15 protein-coding genes and 1 tRNA gene are annotated in these 20,339 nt (G+C 64.6%); all 16 read right to left on the bottom strand.

Annotated features, from left to right (window positions below):
* Position 1: 1 nt before the first annotated feature.
* The gene (locus HOP03_15630; GenBank protein ID NOT89590.1) at positions 2 to 2,107 is read right to left on the bottom strand and encodes a TonB-dependent receptor; all 2,106 of its coding nucleotides are present in this window, start codon (positions 2,105 to 2,107) and stop codon (positions 2 to 4) included.
* Between the two features lie 57 nt (positions 2,108 to 2,164).
* The gene (locus tag HOP03_15625) at positions 2,165 to 3,415 is read right to left on the bottom strand and encodes a glycosyltransferase family 4 protein (GenBank protein NOT89589.1); all 1,251 of its coding nucleotides are present in this window, start codon (positions 3,413 to 3,415) and stop codon (positions 2,165 to 2,167) included.
* Between the two features lie 117 nt (positions 3,416 to 3,532).
* Positions 3,533 to 3,781 (bottom strand): hypothetical protein, encoded by a 249-nt coding sequence (locus HOP03_15620; protein NOT89588.1) that lies wholly within the window; start codon positions 3,779 to 3,781, stop codon positions 3,533 to 3,535.
* 106 nt (positions 3,782 to 3,887) lie between these two features.
* Positions 3,888 to 4,658 carry a hypothetical protein gene (locus tag HOP03_15615; protein ID NOT89587.1) on the bottom strand — a complete coding sequence of 257 codons (771 nt, stop codon included), beginning with the start codon at positions 4,656 to 4,658 and terminating at the stop codon, positions 3,888 to 3,890.
* A gap of 233 nt (positions 4,659 to 4,891) precedes the next feature.
* Positions 4,892 to 6,988: a polyribonucleotide nucleotidyltransferase gene (pnp, locus tag HOP03_15610; GenBank protein ID NOT89586.1), complete on the bottom strand. Its 2,097-nt coding sequence runs from the start codon at positions 6,986 to 6,988 to the stop codon at positions 4,892 to 4,894.
* 211 nt (positions 6,989 to 7,199) lie between these two features.
* Positions 7,200 to 7,460 carry a 30S ribosomal protein S15 gene (gene rpsO, locus HOP03_15605; GenBank protein NOT89585.1) on the bottom strand — a complete coding sequence of 87 codons (261 nt, stop codon included), beginning with the start codon at positions 7,458 to 7,460 and terminating at the stop codon, positions 7,200 to 7,202.
* 238 nt (positions 7,461 to 7,698) lie between these two features.
* A complete protein-coding gene (locus HOP03_15600) occupies positions 7,699 to 8,358 on the bottom strand; it encodes a hypothetical protein (GenBank protein NOT89584.1) in 660 nt (219 codons plus the stop codon).
* Positions 8,359 to 8,375: 17 nt separating this feature from the next.
* Positions 8,376 to 9,326, bottom strand: coding sequence for a tRNA pseudouridine(55) synthase TruB (truB, locus tag HOP03_15595; protein NOT89583.1), 951 nt, complete (start codon positions 9,324 to 9,326; stop codon positions 8,376 to 8,378).
* A 126-nt stretch (positions 9,327 to 9,452) separates the two neighbouring features.
* Positions 9,453 to 9,803, bottom strand: coding sequence for a 30S ribosome-binding factor RbfA (rbfA, locus tag HOP03_15590; protein ID NOT89582.1), 351 nt, complete (start codon positions 9,801 to 9,803; stop codon positions 9,453 to 9,455).
* A 28-nt stretch (positions 9,804 to 9,831) separates the two neighbouring features.
* Complete coding sequence (gene infB, locus HOP03_15585) at positions 9,832 to 12,438, bottom strand: translation initiation factor IF-2 (GenBank protein ID NOT89581.1); 2,607 nt, start codon at positions 12,436 to 12,438, stop codon at positions 9,832 to 9,834.
* Between the two features lie 175 nt (positions 12,439 to 12,613).
* The gene (gene nusA / locus HOP03_15580) at positions 12,614 to 14,125 is read right to left on the bottom strand and encodes a transcription termination/antitermination protein NusA (protein ID NOT89580.1); all 1,512 of its coding nucleotides are present in this window, start codon (positions 14,123 to 14,125) and stop codon (positions 12,614 to 12,616) included.
* A gap of 106 nt (positions 14,126 to 14,231) precedes the next feature.
* Positions 14,232 to 14,855, bottom strand: a complete 624-nt coding sequence (locus HOP03_15575; GenBank protein NOT89579.1) for a ribosome maturation factor RimP — start codon at positions 14,853 to 14,855, stop codon at positions 14,232 to 14,234.
* A 149-nt stretch (positions 14,856 to 15,004) separates the two neighbouring features.
* Positions 15,005 to 15,081 (bottom strand) — tRNA-Met (locus HOP03_15570).
* 105 nt (positions 15,082 to 15,186) lie between these two features.
* Positions 15,187 to 16,620, bottom strand: a complete 1,434-nt coding sequence (nuoN, locus tag HOP03_15565; protein ID NOT89578.1) for an NADH-quinone oxidoreductase subunit NuoN — start codon at positions 16,618 to 16,620, stop codon at positions 15,187 to 15,189.
* A gap of 7 nt (positions 16,621 to 16,627) precedes the next feature.
* On the bottom strand, positions 16,628 to 18,154 hold the full coding sequence (locus HOP03_15560) for an NADH-quinone oxidoreductase subunit M (GenBank protein ID NOT89577.1): 1,527 nt from the start codon (positions 18,152 to 18,154) through the stop codon (positions 16,628 to 16,630).
* A 43-nt stretch (positions 18,155 to 18,197) separates the two neighbouring features.
* Positions 18,198 to 20,330, bottom strand: coding sequence for an NADH-quinone oxidoreductase subunit L (gene nuoL / locus HOP03_15555; protein NOT89576.1), 2,133 nt, complete (start codon positions 20,328 to 20,330; stop codon positions 18,198 to 18,200).
* Positions 20,331 to 20,339 lie beyond the last annotated feature (9 nt).

The following is a 20,339-nucleotide window of genomic DNA, read 5'->3' as shown; positions in this document are numbered from 1 at the left end:
TCTAACGCCGCCCCGACCAGCCGACGGCAAGGGTCGCGCTGCGGCCGGCGCCGGGTTCGAAGTATCGGCCATTGGCCTCGTTGACGATCACCGACCCCGCATCGTCGCGATCGAACAGATTGTCGATGCGCAGGAACGCATACCAGCCCCGGTCGCGTCGCGCGCGCCACTGCCCGCGCCATGCGAAACGGGCATGGCCCTGCGTGGCGTCGGTGTTGCGATCGTCGGTCGCGATCTCGCCGAGCCAACGCGATTCCAATGCGCTCGACCAGCGACCATCGCCGGAACGCCATGTCCATTCGGCGAACGCATCGGCGCGCGGGATTCCGGGAATGCGATTGCCGGCGTCGACGATCCGGGTTTCGATCAACGGCCCGCTGGCGACCGCGAACGTGAAGCCGTCGACGAAGCGCGCATCGATCCAGCTCGCCGCCAGCGCATAGCCCCAGTGCGCGCCGATCCCGCCGGACACACCGAACTCGATGCCCTCGCGACGCGTCGCGCCTGCATTGGCGAAACTGGCGCGGCCACCGCGATTGAGCGCCGGCACGATGTCGTCCTTGCCATCGACGCGATACAACGCCAGCGAGGCATCGCCCCAGCCGCCGCGCCAGCGCGCACCGATTTCGAACGAATCCAGCTCCGCCGCACGCAGCTCGCGATTGAATCCCGACGCACCATCCGGCCGGTACGCCCGCTCGTTCAACGTCGGCGTCTCGAAACCGCGACCGTAGCCCGCATGGATTTCGCCCTGCGGGAACGCGCGTATCGCGCCGAACGACCATGCGAACCGCGCATCGCGCGTGGCGCCGCTGTCGTCGCCATTGGCGAGATGGCGGTCGTCGCTCCCGAAGCGCAGCGCGGCGCGGCGCGCGCCCAGAGACACGGTCCAATCGTCTGCGAAGCGAACATCGCCGGCAGCGTACAGATCGATGGCATCGACACGATTGCGTTCGTCGCGACGCAGACGACCGCGCACGCCCAGCCGGTCGCCGACGAAATTCTCGTAACCACGACGGGTTTCGTCGAGGCGTACGGCTTCGATGCCCAACGCGATCGAGCCGCGCGCATTCGCCCAACGCCGGCCGACATCGACGCCGGTCGAACCGCGCCCCAGATCGACGACACCACCGGCACTGCCCGCTGCGCGCTGCGCCGCGACCGGCACCGCAAGGAATTGTTCGATCGCACGCTCGACGCGATACGCCGACAACCAGCGCCCGCCGCCCGAGCCCGCGTCGCGCTGCCAACGCAGACCGAGCTGATCCTCCTGCACCGTTTTGCGGGTATCGAACGACAGCGCCGCAGGATCGGTGCTTCCGGGATCGCGCGCGAAGGCCTCTCGCGTCAGCCCCAGCGGATCTTCGGCGAGCGGCTGGCGCAGACCGTTGTAGACCACGCGCAGACGCTCGCCTTCGCTGCGCGACCACTCGCCGATGGCGTTGACCTGTGTGCGTCGCGCCGCGCTGTGCGGGCGCGCGCCAACGGTCGCGAACGCGCTGCCGCTCGCGCGCCAGCGCCATGCGTTGTCGTCATCGCCGCCGTGGACACGGACGCTCGCTCGCCGGCTGTCATGCTCGCCCGCCCACACTTCCGCAGACATGCCACGCGCATCGCCCAAGTCGCTGATGCCCAGGATCACGCCGCCCGCCGCATTGCCGAACTGCAGCGCCAAGGGTCCGCGCAGCACTTCGATGCGATCGAGCGACGACAGCGGAAATGCCGCAGCCTGCCCCTGCCCGTCCGCAGCGCTGGAGGGAATGCCATCGACGATCAGCCGGACACCGCGAATACCGAACGTCGAACGCGCGCCGAAACCGCGCGACTGGATCTGCAGATCCTGCGCGTGGTTCTGCCGGTCCAGCGCAGTGAATCCGGGCACCCGCTGCAGCGATTCGGAAAGATTCACCTGCCGCTGGCCATCGCGCAGCGTATCGGTATCGACGATCGAAACGCTGCCCGGCAATCGGCGCAGGCTGCGTGCAGCGCCGGTCACCGTCACGGTGTCGAGCGTTTCGGCGTCGTCGACAGGATCCGATACCGATGCCTGCGCGCAGGCGTCGAAGGCCGGCAACCACAGCATGATCGTGAGAAGACAGCATCGCATGCGTCGATTCTTGCACACGCAGCATGCGTGCTGCGCGTGACGCGCGTTGCGATCCGATCAGACCGGAGACTTCAGCACCGTGTCGAACAACCGGTGCCACTGTCCCGCGATCACCGACCATCGGTACTCGGGCCGGGTCGCATTGCGATAAGCCGCCTGCGACAGGTCGCGCAGCAGCGCGCGATCTTCGTACAGCCGCTGCAGCGCCGCGGCCACGCCTTCGGGCGAAACATAATGGCCTTCGGTGAGCATGCCTTCGGTGGTGAGGCTCATCACCGGATCGACCATAAACGCGGCGTCCTGCCACAGCTCCTCGCAGGCGGAGTGGCGCGGCACGACCTGCGCGGCGCCGGTGGCCGCGTGTTCGAAGCTGACCAGACCCCAGCCCTCTCCGATCGATGTATTGATGCCGACGGCAGCCGCGTTGTAGATCGTGTTGAGCTGTTCGATCGGCACCGACGGCAGATTGTCGCCGTTTGTGGTGAGGATGATCCGCTCGTCGATCCCGTAGCGGCGCGCGAGATGCACGACGTTCCAACCCGCATCCTCGACACCCATGTGCAGATGGAGTTTGACGTTCGCCGGCTTGCCCGAGGCGAACTGCGCGAACCCCTTGATGGTGAGGTCGATGCGCTTGCGCGGTTGATTGCGGTTGGCGTTGAGGACAATGAAGGCATCCTCCATCTCCGGATCGTCGCCGAAGATCGACCGGATCGCATGCCGGCGACCCGCCGACGCGAATTCGCCCACGTCATCGGACGACAGCGGATGGAACAATGCGGTATCGACACCGTGGGCGATGACTTCGATCTGCGGAAACACGAAGTCCGGACGACTGCGGCGCAGAGCGGCCAACGCCGCTTCTATCTCGCGCCTGGCGAACTCGGTATAGACCACGAATCTGTCGACGCCCTCGATGCGTTCGACGGCGGAGGGTTCGATCGGACCGGCATCGACCGGGCAGTACATCACGACCTTCGGCATCCGCGGCAATGTCCGCAGCTGCGCCATGTAGTCGGCGAGAATCCACAGATCGTTCAGCAGGAAAATCAATGCCGGACGCACGCTTTCGACCAGCGGCAGCAAACGGCCGACGCCGAACGCGTCGCCGCCGAGTTTCGCGGGGTAGATCCGCCAGGCGCAATCGTGCGGATCGCCGTGGTAGTTGATCGCGATCTGATGGATGTCGTAATCGGACTGCAGCGTTTCGCACAGGCTGTGCATCACGCGCGCGAAGCCGGTGGCGGCCACGGCATCGCCGACGAACAGGACCGGGGGACGGGATGCCGCCGATGGAATTGCGTTCATGCTGATCCTTGCGCTGGTTCCTGCGGTTTTCCTGGAGAACGCAGCCCGGACAGCGGGCTGCGTTCCACGCACGATCGCTGCGCCTGCGAATGCTCCGCAGACCGCAGCCACCGCGCGTCAGGACGTGATGAGCGCGATCGTGACCGTGCCGTTGCCGTCCGCGGGCTGCGCCGAGAAATAGCCCTGGTCGTACTGGCCGATCGATTTCACGTACACGATCGGGCTCTTGCCCGCCGGCAGCGGAAACTCGAGCGCATTGCCCTTGTCGACCACGCCCGATGCGATGACCTTGGAGCCGGAGAGCGTGGTTCCGCTCGGGGTCACGAGGTAATACAGCCGGTCGTTGGTCTTGTTGATGATCTTCATGATCTTTCCTTTCCTGTTGGTTGAATGGACGTTCCTTTATCGCAAGATCCGATTGCATGGTTTTCTGCGGCGACACCCCCTTGTCGTGGTCATGATCGTGGTCGGTTCATGCTCCTGCCGTCTTTGGATCCGGTCCGTTCGAATGCGGCACCGCGTCGAGATCGCTTGCCACCGCATCGACAATCGCGGACAGCCGGCGGTATTCGTCGGTTTCGCGCCGGGCGAGCTGATGGTCGCGATCGTTGCCGAACGCGCTGTCGATGAAGCGGACGCGGCGCAGCGGCACTTCCGGATACAGTTCGGCGAGCGCCGCATGCAGCGCGTCTTCATCGGCGATCACGGCGTCGTAGTCCAGCGTCACGCCGGGCACCGCATCGATCGCGCGCCAGGCACGCAGCAAACCTTCGATGACGGCCACGTCGAGCGCGCGGCCGGGCGATGCCACCGTCGCCGGGTAATGCCATCCGCGCGCCAGCATCGACATCGCCACTTCGGCCGGGTCGCGACGCAGCTTTAGAGTGGGAAAACGACCGTCCGCCAACCACGCCGCGCAGACGAAAGGATGCACGACATCCTTGTAACCATGTCCTTGCAGGGAGACGGTGCGGTCGAGAAAACGGCCGAGATCGTCGAAGAAGGTCGGCGCGTGCCCGCGCTGCGTGTACTTGGTGCCCGGTTCGCCGGCATCGTCGCCGGGCGATCGTGCGAAACGATCCGAATTCAGCAGTTCGCCGTCGGTCGTCCATGCCGGCTGGCTGAGATCAAGCGACATGCACGCGGCGTGATAGACCACCGTGGACAGCGAACGGGGCAACGACAGTACGAACAACGATGTGGGTACCGCCTGCCGGGCTTCGCCCGATCCTGTGCCGTCCATAGCTGCAACACGCCCCTGTTGATCCACGCGGACCGCTCCTGCGGCCCACACGCCGCATACCATCGCGACGGATACGAAACCCTAGCACACTGTTTTGGCGTCCTGCACGCGACAGGCGCAACGACCCGCGCCAACGAAAAAGGGTGGGCGCCATCGGGCGTACCCGACAACTCCCACCCTTCGCGGCCCGATGAACTCCGGGCCTGTCCCGTCGCTATGCGACAGTCAGCAGCTTAACCTTCGCCTTCCTCGACTGCCTTCATCGACAGACGGATACGGCCCTGCTTGTCGACTTCGAGCACCTTGACCTTGACGATGTCGCCTTCCTTGAGCACGTCGCTGACTTTCTCGACGCGGTCGTTGGATATCTGCGACACGTGGACCAGACCGTCCTTGCCGGGGGAGATGGTGACGAACGCACCGAAGTCCATCAGCTTGGCGACCTTGCCCTCGTAGATACGACCCGGCTCGACGTCGGAGGTGATCTGCTCGATGCGCGACTTGGCGGCCTGGCCGGCCGCGGCGCTGACCGACGCGATGGTGATCGTGCCGTCGTCCTGGATGTCGATCTGGGTGCCGGTTTCCTTGGTGATCGCCTGGATCACCGAGCCGCCCTTGCCGATCACTTCGCGGATCTTGTCGGGGTGGATCTTGATGGTGATCAGACGCGGCGCGTACTCGGACAGTTCGGCGCGCGGGGCGGTCATGGCATGGGCCATCTCGCCGAGGATATGCAGACGACCCTGCTTGGCCTGGGCCAGCGCGGTCTTCATGATCTCTTCGGTGATGCCCTGGATCTTGATGTCCATCTGCAGGGCGGAGACGCCCTTCTCGGTGCCGGCGACCTTGAAATCCATGTCGCCGAGATGGTCTTCGTCGCCGAGGATGTCGGACAGCACCACGAAGTCGCTGCCTTCCTTCACCAGACCCATCGCGATGCCCGCGACCGGCGCCTTGATCGGCACGCCGGCATCCATCAGCGCCAGCGAGCTGCCGCAGACCGAAGCCATCGAGGAGGAGCCGTTGGACTCGGTGATTTCCGAGACCACGCGGATCGTGTACGGGAAGGCTTCCATCGTCGGCATCACCGCGAGCACGCCGCGCTTGGCGAGACGGCCGTGGCCGATTTCGCGACGCTTCGGACCCATCATGCGACCGGCTTCACCGACCGAATAGGGCGGGAAGTTGTAATGGAACAGGAAGTGTTCCTTGTACTCGCCGCCGACCGCGTCGATGACCTGACCGTCGCGCGCGGTGCCGAGGGTGACCGCCACGATCGCCTGCGTTTCGCCGCGGGTGAACAGCGAGGAGCCGTGGACGCGCGGCAGCACCGTGACCTTCGAGGTGATCGGGCGCACGGTGTCGAGCGCACGGCCGTCGATGCGGATCTTGGTGCTCAGCACCGAATTGCGCAGGGTCTGGTATTCGAGTTCGGCGAATTCCTTGGAGGCGTCGGCGGTATTCCAGCCGTTCGCTTCCATCTGCCCGGCGAGGCCGGCCATCACGTCTTTCTTCAGCGCCGAGATCGCGTCTTTGCGCTCGAGCTTGTCGCGCACCTGGAAGGCGCCGCCGAGGCGGTCGCCGACCGCCGCTTTGATCGCAGCGATCATGGCGTCGTTCTTGGCCGGAGCCTGCCAGTTCCACTTCGGCTTGCCGGCTTCGGCGACGAGTTCGTTGATCGTGTCGATCGCGATCTGCATCTGCTGGTGACCGAACATCACCGCGCCGAGCATCACGTCTTCCGACAGTTCCTTCGCTTCGGATTCGACCATCAGCACCGCGCTCCTGGTGCCGGCGACGACGAGTTCGAGTTCGCTGTCGACCAGTTCGGTCGTGCTCGGGTTGAGGATGTACTGGCCGTTCTTGTAGCCGACCTTGGCGGCACCGATCGGGCCGTCGAACGGCGCGCCGGTCAGGGCCATCGCAGCGGATGCGCCGAGCAGGGCCAGGATGTCGCCGTCGACTTCCGGGTTCAGCGACATGACGGTCGCGATGATCTGGACTTCATTCTTGAAGTCTTCCGGGAACAGCGGGCGGATCGGACGGTCGATCAGGCGCGAGGTGAGCGTTTCCTTTTCGGTCTGACGGCCTTCGCGCTTGAAGAAGCCGCCCGGGATACGGCCGCCGGCATAGAATTTTTCCTGGTAGTCGACGGTGAGCGGGAAGAAATCCTGCCCTTCGCGCGCGGTCTTCGCGGCGACGGCCGTCACCAGCACAACGGTGCCTTCGGCCGACACCATCACTGCGCCGCCGGCCTGGCGGGCGATTTCACCGGTCTCGAGCACCACGGTGTGCTTGCCGTACTGGAAACGCTTGGTCACTTTTGCCACGTTGGAATGTCCTCGAAAATCTTTGTCGATGAACCGGTCGGAGCCCCTGCCCCGGTCCGGGTGGCCGCGCGATGCGGCCGGGCAATACGAAAATTCGGATTGCGCTGCAGCGAATTGCCTTGAAAGCGGATTGCCTTGAATCTGCCAAACCGGGCCTCGCGGGCCCAAAAACAAGACCGCGGCACATTGCTGCGCCGCGGTCGGGTGATGCTTAGCGACGCAGACCGAGTTTTTCGATCAGGGCCTTGTAACGCTCGGCATCCTTGCGATGCAGGTAGTCGAGCAGGCTGCGACGGTTGTTGACCATCTTCAACAGACCACGACGGCTGTGGTGGTCCTGCTTGTGCATCTTGAAGTGTTCGGTAAGCTGGGTGATGCGCGCGGTGAGCAGCGCAACCTGGACTTCCGGCGAACCGGTGTCGTTCTCGCTGCGCTTGTGCGCTTCGATGACAGTGTTTGAATCGATGGACATGAAAGGCCTCTTGGACGCGTGATCGGCAGGAACGGCACCGGTCTCGACCGGCACGGCGCACCGCAGAATCCGCCTGAATGAAATGGATTGATGGAACGAACAGTGGAACCGCAGAAAGGACGCTGTCCGGGGATCGGATCAAATCCGGCCCGGACAGCAGCGGAATTGTAGCCCCGCCCCCCGGTTCGAACAAGGGTCGGAGGCGGGATGCGCATGGATCCGCGCCGCAAAAAATCGTTCAGGGTGAAGGCGAATCGTCGCCCGCTGCGGCGTCTCGAGGCGGCGCGATCGAAGCCTGCAGCGTTTCCGCCAGCCCTTCCAGATCGCCGGTGAGCGCAAGCCGCCAACCTTGCGGCGTGCGATGCAGGGTGATGGCTTCGACCTTGGTCATGGTCATCGTTTCGACCTTGGCGACATTCCGGGTGACGACATGCACCATGTCGGTGCCCTCGGCCACGCTCCCGATCACGTCCTGGCCTTCCAGCTTCGCGCTGGCCAGCGACATCGTATTGGCCATGATCCGGGCGAAGACCTCGCGATCGGACAGCGCCTTGATCTCCTCGACCGAGGTCGCGGGCGCGAACAGCACCCACAGCATGAGCGCACCGGCGGACGCGCTGTCCTGATCCTTGCCGGCCTGCTTACTGCCAGCGGGATCCTTGCCGGCCGCGCCGACCGCATCGAGCACCGGCAGCAGCAATTCGCGGAAACGCTTCAGCGCGGCGGGATCGAAGGTCTCGGCAGCGGCGACCCAGTCGGCGGCCTGCATGCGCCTGTAGGCCTCGCGCGCGACCTGCTCGGGCAGCATGTCGACCGTCAGTTCGGCGGCAGCGACCGGCCCTGCGCACTGCAGCGCGAGCGACAGCGACAGAAAGCGGAGGAAGCGGAAACTGGGCATGCAATGGCTCCGTGAGTTCAGTGTTTTCCGGAAGGCGGGCAGTGGAACAACCGCTGCGGCGCAAGGCTGCCTTCCTCGTCGATCCGGGCAAGCCCGCGCGCGCGGCCGGCAGGATCGAACACCGCGCATTCGCCGGGGATTTCATGGCTCACCTGCAGCCGCTGGCCGTGCTCGAACCGGCGCACGCCGTCATCGGTGAGATCGACCCGGCGATAGCCGACCAGCCCCACTTCGATCGGCAACAGGCAGGCATCGAGACAGTGCGCGTCGCGCTCGGCCAGTGCCTGCAGCGATTCGAGCGTCCACATCCGCGGATCGCGGAACGGGTCCACCCACAGCCGCCGCAGTTCGGCGACATGCGCGCCGCAGCCCAATGCTTCGCCGAGATCGCGCACGAGGCTGCGCACGTAGGTGCCCGAGCCGCACTCCACATGCAAGCGCAGACGCGGCTCGTCGCCATCGAGCAGATCGGCTTCGGACAGCAGCTCGAAGGCGTGGACGTCGACCGGACGCGGATCGATCTCGATGGCCTCGCCGCGACGCGCCTTCACGTACAGCGGTTCCCCGCCGCGCTTGAGCGCCGAATAGATCGGCGGCCGTTGCATGATGCGTCCGGTGAGATCGCGCAGCGCGGCATCGATGGTGTCGATGTCGTAACGCTGGACGGGACGTTCGCGCAGCAGGACGCCCTCGGCGTCGTCGGTATCGGTGACCATCCCGAGCCTGGCCACGGTGTCGTAGGCCTTGCGCGAACCGAGCAGATTGCCGGCGATCTTGGTGGCTTCTCCGAAACAGATCGGCAGCAGGCCGGTGGCCAGCGGATCGAGGCTGCCGGTATGGCCGGCCTTGTCGGCGCGGAACAGATGACGCACGCGCTGCAGCGCCTGGTTCGAGCTCAACCCCTGCGGCTTGTCGAGCAGCAGGATGCCGTCGAGTTTGCGGAATTGTTTGCGGGGAGCCTCGGCCATCGGGGGATGATATGTCCTAATCGGCCGGTGTATAGGGTGCGCCCTGGCGCACCATTGCATCGGAAAACAGCCGGTGCGCCCTGACGCGCCATCGCATGGGAAAAAGCCGATGCGCCAAGGCGCACCCTATGACTCGGTGTTGAGATCGCGCAGGAGATTGTCGATGCGCTCGCCGCGATCCACCGAATCGTCGTAGTGGAAATGCAGTTCGGGGGTATGGCGCATCTTCACCGCGCGCGACAGCTCGTGGCGGATTTCCGGCACCAGTTCCTTGAGCCCCTTCATGGCTTCCTTCGCGCGCTCGGGCTGCAGCGCGGTCACGAATACCTTGGCGTGGGCCATGTCGCGGGTCACCTCGACATCGGACACGCTGACCGACGGCAGGCCGTGCACACGCACCATGGCGTGCACGATCGTGCCCAGCTCGCGGCGGAGCTGGGCGGAGACGCGATCGGTGCGATGGAAGGATTTCTTCACGGTCGATCTTCTTCGGGTCAACGCACGCTCAGAGCGTGCGCTGGACCTCGATGCGCTCGAAGCATTCGATCTGGTCGCCCGGCTTCACGTCGTTGTAGGCCTTCACGCCGATACCGCATTCGGTACCGTTGCGGACTTCGTCGACGTTCTCCTTGAAGCGGCGCAGGGATTCCAGTTCGCCCTCGAAGACGACCGTGTTGTCGCGCAGCACGCGGATCGGCTTGTTGCGCCTGACCACGCCCTCGATGACCATCGAGCCGGCGATGGCGCCGAACTTCGAGCTGCGGAACACATCGCGAACCTGTGCGGTACCGATGATCTCTTCGCGGATCTCGACACCGAGCAGACCCGATGCGACCTGCTTCACCTGGTCGATCACGTCGTAGATGATCGAGAAGTAGCGCAGATCGAGGCCATTGGCGTCGATGACCTTGCGCGCGGATGCGTCGGCACGGACGTTGAAGCCGATGATGGTGGCTTTCGCCGCCAGCGCGGAATTGGCGTCGGATTCGGTGATGCCGCCCACGCCCGACACGATCATGTTGATGCGGATCTGATCGTTCGACAGGCCAACGAGCGCCTGACGCAGCGCTTCGGCCGAACCCTGCACGTCCGCCTTGACCACGAGGTTGAGACTGAGCTGGGAGCCACCCTGCCCCATCTGGGCCATGATGTCTTCCATGCGGTTGCCCGCCTGCGCGACCAGGCGCGTTTCGCGGCGCTTGGTATCGCGCTGCTGGGCGACTTCCTTCGCCAGGCGCTCGTCGGCCACGACCACGAAGTCGTCGCCGGCATCCGGCACGCCGGACAGGCCGAGCACCTGCACCGGAATCGACGGGCCTGCGGACTGCACCTGCGTGCCGGTTTCGTCGAACAGCGCACGGACGCGTCCGTACTGCACGCCGCAGACCAGATAGTCGCCTTTCTGCAGACTGCCACCCTGGACCAGCACCGTCGCGACCGGGCCACGCCCCTTGTCGAGCGCGGACTCGATGACCACACCGGTGGCGTGGCCTTCGGATACGGCCTTGAGCTCCAGCACTTCGGCCTGCAACAGGATCGCGTCGAGCAGTTCGTCGACGCCTTGGCCGGTCTTGGCCGACACTTCGATGAACTGGGTTTCGCCGCCGAATTCTTCCGCCACCACGCCGTGCGCGAGCAGGTCGTTCTTGACGCGCAGCGGATCGGCGCCGGATTTGTCGATCTTGTTGACCGCCACCACCAGCTGCACGCCGGCCGCTTTGGCATGCTGCACGGCTTCCACCGTCTGCGGCATCACGCCGTCGTCGGCGGCGACCACCAGGATCACGATATCCGTGAGCTTGGCGCCACGGGCGCGCATCGCGGTGAACGCGGCGTGGCCCGGGGTGTCGAGGAAGCTGACCACGCCCTTCGGCGTTTCGACGTGATACGCGCCGATATGCTGGGTGATGCCACCGGCTTCGCCAGCCGCGACCTTGGTGCGGCGGATGTAATCGAGCAGCGAGGTCTTGCCGTGATCGACGTGGCCCATGATCGTGACCACCGGCGGACGCGGAGTCCGCTCGCCCTGCTGGTCTTCGATATGCGCCATCAGTTCGGTTTCGGCGTCGTCGCCACCGGCGCGTATCGCCTTGTGGCCGAGCTCCTCGGTGATCAGCACCGCTGTATCGTGATCGATGGACTGCGTGATGGTGGCCATGACGCCCATCTTGAACAGGGCCTTGACCACATCGCCGCCCTTGAGCGCCAGCTTCTGCGCCAGATCGGAGACGGTGATCGCGTCGCCGATGGCGATCTCGCGAACGACCTTCTCGGTCGGACGGGTGAAGCCGTGCTGGCCGCCGCCGCTGCGGCTCTGCTCGAGCTGACGCTTGGCCTTGGGCTTGGTACGCGCGGTCGTGCGGCGGTCGCGCTCGGTCGCGGACAGATGCAACTGGCCGGCGAACCGTGCCGTGCTGTCGTCGTCCTCGACGTCGGCGACCATCGCGTGCGAACCGCGGTTCGGCTTGTTTTTCTGGCCAGCGCGATCGTCGACGCGGGCCGGTTCGGTACGCGCAGGCTTGGCGTGGCCGTGGGCTCCGGTCTTCGGGCGGGGGGCCGCCGTCGTGGCCGCGGTGGATTCTTCCCCGGCCGCTGCGACCTTGGGCGCCGCCGCAGCGGCAGCGCGGGCAGCCACTTCATCGGCGAGCCGCTTGCGCTCGGCGACGGCTTCGGCACGCTTGCGATCGTCTTCGGCCAAGCGCTGCTGTTCTTCGAGATTGCGCGCGCGCGATTCCTCGAGCTTGCGCATGATGTCGGCACGCTCGTCGTCGCTACCGGGCGCGGGGCGTCCGTCCTGCGGCTTGACCAGCGTGACTTTCTTGCGCACCACGACATCGACCGTCTGGCGGTTCTTGCCGCCGCCCACGGTGATTTCCTGCTTGCGGTTGCGGTTGAGCGTGATCTTCTTCGGCCCGGCCGATTCTTCGGCAGCGGCTTCGCCCTTGCCGTGAGAACGCTTCAGGAAACCGAGCAACTTCAGCTTCTCGGCGCTGGTCACGGTCTGATCGGGGCCGCTGAAGCTCATGCCGGCCTCGGCCAACTGCTTCAGCAACTTCTCGACCGGCGTGTTCACCAGTTCGGCCAGTGTGCGGATGGTGGTTTGCTGCGACATTCGGTGTCCGTATCCTGAGGCGCGGCCGGCGATGGATCGACGGTGTCGCGCGTGGGCTGCTTATTGTGAAGCTGCTGGTTGTACAACTGGGCTCGCGTGAGGCTGGACTGGAGGCAGACCGGCCTCGGGTGGGCTCATGCTCGGTAAACGTTGGATTCTAATCGTGTTGCGTGGCTCAGGTTTCACGTTCGAGACGGGCGATTTCCTCGGCGCGGGCAGCCAGGATCAGCGCCGCGGCGCGGGCCTCGTCCAGACCTTCGATGCCGAACTCCGCCACTTCGTCCGCGCCCAGCTCGCCCAGGTCGTCGACGGTGCGGACACCATGCGCGGCCAGGGCATACGCGGTATCGCTGTCCATGCCGTCCAGACCCAGCAGTTCCTCGGCCGGCTGGTGCTCGTCCAGCTCTTCCTCGACCGCCAAAGCCTCGTTCAGCAGAGCGTCGCGGGCGCGCGAGCGGAGTTCTTCGACGATGTCTTCGTCGAAACCCTCCACCGCCAGCAGCTCGCCGACCGGCACGTAAGCGATTTCCTCGACCGTGCTGAAGCCTTCGGCCACCAGGATGCTGGCGATTTCCTCGTCGACTTCGAGTTTCGCCATGAACAGCTGACGGGCAGCGGTCTGCTCGGCTTCGCTCTTGGCCTGAACCTGGTCGGCGGTCATCACGTTCAGCTGCCAACCGGTCAAACGACTGGCGAGGCGCACATTCTGGCCGCCCTTGCCGATCGCCTGGGCCAGGCGCTCTTCGGCGACCGCCAGATCCATCGAGTGCTTCTCTTCGTCGACGATGATCGACTGCACTTCCGCCGGGGCCATCGCATTGATCACGAACTGCGCCGGGTTGTCCGACCACAGGACGATATCGACACGTTCGCCATTGAGTTCGTTCGACACCGCCTGCACGCGCGAGCCGCGCATGCCGATGCAGGCGCCGATCGGGTCGGTACGGGTGTCGTAGGCGATGACCGCGATCTTGGCGCGGTCGCCCGGGTCGCGGGCGCAGGCCTTGATTTCGACCAGGCCCTGGCCGACTTCCGGCACTTCGAGCTTGAACAGTTCCATCATGAATTCGGGCGCGGCGCGGCTGATGAACAACTGCGGGCCGCGCGGTTCGCTGCGCACGTCGAACAGATAGCCGCGAACGCGATCGCCGGCACGCACGACGTCGCGCGGGATCGCCTTGTCTTTGGGAATGAAGGCTTCGGCATTGCCGCCGAGATCGACGTACACGTTGCCGCGTTCGACACGCTTGACGATACCGGTCACCAGCTCGCCGACGCGATCTTTCCATCCATCGACGACCTGATTGCGCTCGGCTTCGCGCACGCGCTGCACGATCACCTGCTTCGCGGCCTGCGCGGCGATGCGGCCGAATTCGGGGTTCTCGATCTGCTCTTCGATGTAGTCGCCGACTTCCACGCCTTCGACTTCGTCGACGGCATCCATCAGACGGGTCTGGCGGTCGGGCGACTCCATCACCACGTCATCGGCGACCACTTCCCAGCGACGGAAGGTCTCGTAGCTGCCGTCCTTCGGATTGATCGACACGCGGGTCAGGACGTCTTGTTCGTGATACCGCTTCTTGGCCGCCGTCGCCAGCGCCGCCTCGAGGGCCTCGATGATGACCGACTCCGGCACGCCCTTTTCATTGGCGACCGCGTCGACGACAAGCAGGAGTTCCTTACTCATTCTGTTACGCCTCTAAAACTTGAATGTCGTGTCTTGGTTGGAAGCGCGGACCGTGATGCCATGTCTGCGCTGGAAGCACTCCGCGAACGAAGCGCCGGAATCCCGTTCAACTGCCCGAAGGCCGCGAGGCCTTCGGTTTGCCCTTCGGCTTGCCTGCCGATCTTCCGGCCGGCTTCTTCTTCCTGTCCGGTCCCGCCGGGGGTTCCTGCTTCGCCGGGCCGAAGCCCAGCGCAGCCCAATCGGGGATCAGACGCGCCTTCTCGATATTCTCGAAAGCGATCGAAACGCGCTGCGGTTCGGGTTTGGCGTCGAGTTCGACGTCGATCCGCTCGCCCTCGACCGCAACGATCCTCCCCTGCAGCTTGCGGCGCCCGTCCTGGGGGAGTTTCAGGCCGATCTTGGCCTGCTCACCGAGGAAACGCGCGAATTGCGCGGGAGTGAACAAGGGGCGATCCACGCCCGGCGACGAAACTTCCAGCGTGTAGTGACTGCTGATCGGATCCTCGACATCGAGCTGTGCGGACACTTCCCGGCTGACCGACTCGCAATCCTCGATACCGACCATGCGCGGTGTCTCCGCATCGCCGATCGCATCCTGCGGAATATCGATGTAAAGCCGCAACAACGCGCCGCCCTGCGAAGGCAGATACTCGACACCGAGCAGTTCCAGGCCCAGGGCCTGCACCGTCGGTGACAGCAGATTCGAGATGTCGGTGGCCTTGTCCGCCATAAAATTTCCGGAATGAAAAAGGGGCCTTGCGGGCCCCTTGTCCAATACCGCTGGATTTCGGCGTCGAAGCGCAGCTCATGCTTCGACCAAGCCCGACTTCCCTAGCTCTTCGACCACCACGAAACATGGCGATTTCCGAACTCGAAAGCTGGTAGCGGGGGCAGGATTTGAACCTGCGACCTTCGGGTTATGAGCCCGACGAGCTGCCAGACTGCTCCACCCCGCATCAGGAGCGGAATTATGGTGACAGAGTCATGAAAATGCAAGCCATTGTTATGCGGTCCAAGCGGATGCAAGTGACTGCCGTGGACCCGGACGCGGCCGATTCAGCTCAAGCGAAGGCCTTCTGGCACCACGCAATGATCGGGTTCCAGGCGATGCCCAGGACCAGCAGCGACAGCGCATTGACCGCGAACACCACCCGCAGCGACAAGTCTTCGCGTTGGATCATCGGCTCGCCCTCGGGTTCGTCGAAATACATCGCACGGATCACCCGCAGGTAATAGAACGCACCGATCACCGCGAACACGATACCGACGATCACCAGCCAGATCTGGCCGCCTTCCCACGCCGCGCGCAGCACCGCCAGCTTCGCCCAGAAGCCGAGGAACGGCGGCACGCCGGCCAGCGACGCCATCACGCACAGCACCAGGCCTGCCATCCACGGGCTGCGGGCATTCAGGCCCTTGAAGTCCTCGATACGGTCGGCTTCGAAACCCTGCCGGGACAGCACCACGATCGTGCCGAAGGCCGCCGCCGCCATCACCGCATAGCTGATGGCGTAGAACATGCCGGCCGCATAGCCGACCGCGCCGCCGCCGGCCAGGCCCATCAGCAGGAAGCCGACGTGGGACACGGTCGAATACGCGAGCATCCGCTTGAGATTGGTCTGCGCCAGCGCGATCAGATTGCCGACCACCAGCGACAGCGCCGCGATCCCGGACAGCAGCGTCCGCCACTGTTCGTCGAGCGGGCCGACACCGGCTTCGAGCAGACGGTAGGCCATCGCGAACGCCGCCAGCTTGGGCGCGGCGCCGATGAACAGGGTGATCGGCGTGGGCGCGCCCTGATAGACGTCCGGCAGCCACATGTGGAACGGCGCGGCGCCGAATTTGAACGCGATGCCCGCGACCAGGAACACCATGCCGGTCAACAGGATCGGCGTGGAGGTGGTCGCGGCATGGATCGCAGCGAGGTCGAGGCTGCCGGTGGCGCCGTAGATCAGCGACATGCCGTACAGCAGCATGCCCAAGGCCAGCGAGCCCAGCACGAAATACTTCATCGCCGCTTCCGACGCCAGCGGACTGTCGCGGTCGATCGCGACCAGCGCGTACGAACACAGCGCGAGCATTTCGAGGCCGAGATAGACCATCACCAGGTTGCCGGCCGAGATCAGCAGCATCATGCCGGCGACGGAGAACAGCATCAGCACCGCGATCTCGCCCTTGTACAGTCCGCGCTCGCGCAGGAACGACCATGTGTAGACCATCGCCAGCGCGCTGACCACGCAGACCACCCACTTCAGGACATCGGCCATGGTGTCGCGGATGAACATGCCGTTGAGCACCGTGCCCTGCCCGCCCACATGGAGCGCGAGCATGCCCGCGACCGCAATCAGGGTGGCGATGGCCAGCATGTGGACGATGCCGCGCTGACGCTCGCTGACGAACAGATCGAGCAGCAGCAAGGCGAACGCAGCGCCCACGAGCACCAGCTCGGGCAGCAACGGCATCAGATCGGCGGGAGTGACGCTGTTTGCAATCATGATGGTCTCAGAGCTTGCTGATCGCCAGCTGGCTGGCGAGTTGGGCGATGGCGGGTTCCATCAGATCGGTCAACGGCTTCGGATACAGACCGATGAGCAGCACGCCTGCGGCGAAGACCGAGAGCACGATCCATTCGCGTGGATTGATGTCTTCGAGCTCGGCGACATGCGCATTGCCGATGTCGCCGAACACCACGCGCTTGACCAGCCACAGCGTATAGGCGGCGCCGATGACGAGGGTCATCGCAGCGGTGAAAGCCAGCAGCGGATGCGCCTGGAAGCTGGCCAGGATGACCATGAATTCGCCGACGAAGCCCGAGGTGCCCGGCAGACCGGCATTGGCCATGCTGAAGAACACCATGAACGCGGCGAACCACGGCATCACGTTGGCGACGCCGCCGTAATCCTTGATCATGCGGCTGTGCATGCGGTCGTAGAGCACGCCGACGCAGGAGAACATGGCGCCGGAGATGAAACCGTGCGACACCATCTGCACCATCGCGCCCTGCATGCCGAGCCGTGCGGCTTCGGGGTTGCCGGCATCGCGCACCAGCATCATCGCGATGAAGATGCCGAGCGTGACGAAACCCATGTGCGAGATCGACGAATAGGCGATCAGCTTCTTCATGTCTTCCTGGACCAGCGCGACCAGTCCGATGTAGACCACGGCGATCAGGCTCAGCGCGATCACCAGCCAGGCGAATTCGTGGCTGGCGTCGGGAACGATCGGCAGATTGAAGCGCAGGAAACCGTAACCGCCGATCTTCAGCATGATCGCCGCCAGGATCACTGAGCCGCCGGTCGGCGCTTCGACATGGGCGTCGGGCAGCCAGGTATGGACCGGGAACATCGGCACCTTGACCGCGAACGCGATCAGGAACGCGAAGAACAGCCACATCTGCTCGCTGGCGCCGAGCGGCAGCGCGTACAGATCGGGCAACTGCCAGCTGCCCGCCTTCAGGTACAGGTAGATCAACCCGACCAGCATGAACACCGAGCCGAGGAAGGTGTACAGGAAGAACTTCACCGATGCGTACACGCGTCGTGGACCGCCCCAGACGCCGATGATGATGAACATCGGAATCAGCATGCCCTCGAAGAACACATAGAAGAGCATCGCATCGACGGCGGCGAAGACGCCGATCATCAGGCCTTCGAGGAAGAGGAATGCAGCGACGTACTGGTTCACGCGCTTGTCGATCGAACCCCACGCACCGATCAGGACCAGCGCGGTGACCAGCGTGGTCAGCACGATCAGCGCGACCGAGAGGCCGTCGGCGCCGAGGTGGTACTGGATACCGTAGGCCGGAATCCACTCGCGCTGCTCGATGAACTGCAGCGCGGAAGTGACATGATCGAACCCGGTCAGCAGCGGTATGCTCAGGGCGAACGTCGCCAAAGCGACCGTCAGCGCCAGCCAACGCGCGGTCTGCGCCCGCTGATTGCCGAGCGCGAGCGCGACTGCGCCGCCAACGATGGGCAGCCATATCAACGTGCTCAGTAAATGCGTGCTGAGAAGAGGCCAATTTTGCATCGCGATTCGGTATCCGTCAGTTCGTTTCGATCGACATCGAAGTTCAGCGCCAGAACTTGATCAACACGGCCAGCAAAGCGATCAGGCCGAGAATCATCGCGAAGGCGTAATGGTAGAGATAGCCGGACTGGGTCTTGCGCAGCAGGCCGGAGACCAGATCGACGATCCGCGCACTGCCGTTGACGAAGAAGCCATCGATGACCTTCTCATCGTTCCTGCGCGAAAGCTTGCCGGCGAGCAGACCACCGCCCGCGAAGCCGCCGATCCACAGATCGTCCATCCCGTATTTGTTTTCGAGGATCCGGCGCGCGAGTGCGAACGGCGGGAACGCCGCGAACTTCGCCGGCAGCTCCGGTTTGATCAGATACATGAGGGTCGCAAGCGCGAAACCGCCAAACGCAAGCCAGAACGCCGGGGCCATGAAACCGTGCAGCGCGAACGCGACCGGCCCGTGGAATTCCTCCTTCAGCTTGCCGATCACGTCGTTGGCCCCGCTTACGTCGATCGCGCCGAGGAAGAACGGCAACTGCTGGTGATGGCCGCTCCAGTCCGTGCCGAACAGCATCGGCCCGACGGTCAGGAAACCGATCACGACCGACGGGATCGCCAGCAGGATCAGCGGAACGGTCACCACCCATGGAGATTCGTGAGGCTCATGCGCGCCGTGATGGCCGTGATCATCGTGGCCGTGCGCGTCATGACCGTTGTCGTCCTGCGCATGCCCGGCATGCGCATCGTGATGCGCGTGATCATCATGGCCATCCGCGTCGTGCGCGTGACGGAAGCGCTCTTCGCCGAAATACGTCATGTACAGCAGGCGGAAGCTGTAGAACGACGTCACGAACGCGCCCAGCAACACGGCCAGGTAAGCATAGTTCGCGACCCATGTCGCCGACTCGTGCGCGTGATGCGCTGCGGCCTCGATGATCGTGTCTTTCGAGTAGAACCCGCTGAAGAACGGCGTGCCGACCAGCGCCAGCGTGCCGATGACGCTGGTCCAGAAGGTGATCGGCATGTATTTGCGCAGGCCGCCCATCTTGCGCATGTCCTGCTCGTGGTGCATGCCGATGATCACCGAGCCGGCCGCGAGGAACAGCAACGCCTTGAAGAAGGCGTGGGTCATCAGGTGATAGACCGCCGCCGAATAGGCCGACACGCCGAGCGCCACGGTCATGTAGCCCAGTTGCGACAAGGTCGAGTACGCAACGACGCGCTTGATGTCGTTCTGGACGATACCGATCAGGCCGGTGAAGAACGCGGTGGTCGCACCGATGAACAGCACGAAGTTCAGCGCGGTCTCCGACAGCTCGAACAGCGGCGACATGCGCGCGACCATGAAGATGCCGGCGGTCACCATCGTCGCGGCGTGGATCAGCGCCGAGATCGGGGTCGGGCCCTCCATCGAATCCGGCAGCCACACGTGCAGCGGTACCTGCGCCGACTTGCCCATCGCACCGATGAACAGGCAGATGCAGATGACGGTCGCGACCGACCATTCGTGGCCGCTGAAGATCGCAACGGTCTGGCCGCCGCCGATCGTGCTGGACGCGTTCGCGAACACGGTCGCGTAATCGAGGGTCTCGAACCAGAACAGCACGCCGGCGATCCCGAGCAGGAAGCCGAAGTCGCCGACGCGGTTGACGAGGAATGCCTTCATGTTCGCGAAGATCGCGCTCGGCCGCTTGAACCAGAAACCGATCAGCAGGTACGACACCAGGCCCACCGCTTCCCAGCCGAAGAACAGCTGCAGGAAATTGTTGCTCATCACCAGCATCAGCATCGAGAACGTGAACAGGCTGATGTAGCTGAAGAAGCGCTGGTAACCGGGATCTTCGGCCATGTAACCGATGGTGTAGACGTGCACCAGCAGCGAGACGAAAGTCACCACGACCATCATCATCGCGGTCAGCTTGTCGACCATGAAACCCACGTGGGCGTCGTAACCGGCGACATCGAAGAAGGTGTACAGGTTCTGGTTGAACGGCGAAACGCCCTGCGCGACCAGTTGCCACAGGACATAGCACGACAATGCACAGCTGATGCCGACGCCGAGGATGGTCGCGCTGTGCGCGCCGACCCGGCCGATGCGACGGCCGAACAGCCCGGCGAGGATCGCGCCGATCAGCGGCGCGAGGACGATCACGACCAGGATGGACTTGGAAATCACATGTTCCACAACAGCAGG

Source organism: Lysobacter sp. (assembly GCA_013141175.1).
GTDB lineage: Bacteria > Pseudomonadota > Gammaproteobacteria > Xanthomonadales > Xanthomonadaceae > Lysobacter_I.
The sequence above is the reverse complement of the archived record's forward strand: the minus strand, read 5'-3'. Positions and strand labels throughout refer to the sequence as shown.

Excerpts from the sequence above, each read along its gene's own strand:
- HOP03_15630 (NOT89590.1), bottom strand. The coding sequence starts at position 2,107 with ATGCGATGCTGTCTTCTCACGATCATGCTGTGGTTGCCGGCCTTCGAC.
- HOP03_15625 (NOT89589.1), bottom strand. The coding sequence starts at position 3,415 with ATGAACGCAATTCCATCGGCGGCATCCCGTCCCCCGGTCCTGTTCGTC.
- HOP03_15620 (NOT89588.1), bottom strand. The coding sequence starts at position 3,781 with ATGAAGATCATCAACAAGACCAACGACCGGCTGTATTACCTCGTGACC.
- HOP03_15615 (NOT89587.1), bottom strand. The coding sequence starts at position 4,658 with ATGGACGGCACAGGATCGGGCGAAGCCCGGCAGGCGGTACCCACATCG.
- rpsO (NOT89585.1), bottom strand. The coding sequence starts at position 7,460 with ATGTCCATCGATTCAAACACTGTCATCGAAGCGCACAAGCGCAGCGAG.
- HOP03_15600 (NOT89584.1), bottom strand. The coding sequence starts at position 8,358 with ATGCCCAGTTTCCGCTTCCTCCGCTTTCTGTCGCTGTCGCTCGCGCTG.
- truB (NOT89583.1), bottom strand. The coding sequence starts at position 9,326 with ATGGCCGAGGCTCCCCGCAAACAATTCCGCAAACTCGACGGCATCCTG.
- infB (NOT89581.1), bottom strand. The coding sequence starts at position 12,438 with ATGTCGCAGCAAACCACCATCCGCACACTGGCCGAACTGGTGAACACG.
- nusA (NOT89580.1), bottom strand. The coding sequence starts at position 14,125 with ATGAGTAAGGAACTCCTGCTTGTCGTCGACGCGGTCGCCAATGAAAAG.
- HOP03_15575 (NOT89579.1), bottom strand. The coding sequence starts at position 14,855 with ATGGCGGACAAGGCCACCGACATCTCGAATCTGCTGTCACCGACGGTG.
- nuoN (NOT89578.1), bottom strand. The coding sequence starts at position 16,620 with ATGATTGCAAACAGCGTCACTCCCGCCGATCTGATGCCGTTGCTGCCC.
- HOP03_15560 (NOT89577.1), bottom strand. The coding sequence starts at position 18,154 with ATGCAAAATTGGCCTCTTCTCAGCACGCATTTACTGAGCACGTTGATA.